1 pseudogene is annotated in these 1,081 nt (G+C 79.0%); it reads left to right on the forward strand.

The window, feature by feature from the left end:
- Nucleotides 1-1,081, forward strand: a pseudogene (locus MCM47_RS41330) (beta-ketoacyl synthase); the annotation flags it as partial.

Raw genomic sequence — 1,081 nt, forward strand, 5'->3', positions numbered from 1 at the left:
CACGACAACGCCCCGCAGCAGTCGATCGTGTGCGGCCCCGAGGGGCTCGTCGCCGAACTCGTCCGCGGGTTCCGCGCCCGTGGCGTGCTCGGCCAGGTCCTGCCGTTCCGGTCCGGCTTCCACACCCCCATGCTCGCCCCCTACCTGGCCCCGATCCGCCAGGCCGCCGAACGCTTCCGGCTGCACCGGCCGACCGTGCCGGTGTGGTCCGGGACCACGGCGTCACCCTTCCCCGAGACCGCGGCGGAGGTCCGCTCCCTGTTCCTGCGCCACCTGCTCGAACCGGTGCGGTTCAGACCGCTGGTCGAAGCCCTGTACGCGGCCGGGTTCCGCGCCTTCGTACAGGTCGGCCCCGGCCAGCTGGGGTCCCTGGTGGGCGACACGCTGGGCCGGCGGGACCACCTGGTGATCGCCGCGAACTCGCCGCACCGCGACGGACTCGCCCAGCTGCGCCGCCTCGCCGCCGCCCTGTGGGTCGAGGGCGCCGAGCCCGACGCGGCCGCTCTGCAGCCCGCCCGGGCCCGGACGCCGGACACCCGCACCACCCCTGCGGTTCGGCCGCACCCGTCCGTCCGGCTGGACCTCGGCGGAGCTCTCGTCTCGCTGGAGGCCGCCACCGTCGCGGCCGTGCGGTCCGCACTCGCGCCCGCCCTACCGGCCGCTGCGCAGGTGCTTGCGCCGAGCACCGTCGCACCCGGCACCGGCAGGCCCGGCAGCGCGGCACCCGGCACGCCCGGCACGCCCGGCACCGGCAGGCCCGGCAGCGCGGCACCCGGCACGCCCGGCACGCCCGGCACCGGCAGGCCCGGCAGCGCGGCACCAGTCGCACCCGGCACGCCCGGCGCCGTCGCACCGAGCACCGCAGCACCGGCCCGCGCCCAGGAGGGCTCCCCGGGCGCACTGCTCGACGCCCATCCGGTGGCGGCCGAGCTCGGCGCCCTCCTGCGCGACACCGAACGGGTCGTCCCCGAGCTGCTCGCCCACCGCCGGCCGGCCGGCGCGCCACAGCGCCGGACCATCCCGGCACGGCCCGTCCGTCCTGGCCCTGCGCCGGCCCCGGAGCGACCGGCGCCGGCGTCGC

It is taken from the genome of Kitasatospora sp. A2-31 (genome assembly GCF_022288725.1).
Taxonomy (GTDB): Bacteria; Actinomycetota; Actinomycetes; order Streptomycetales; family Streptomycetaceae; genus Kitasatospora.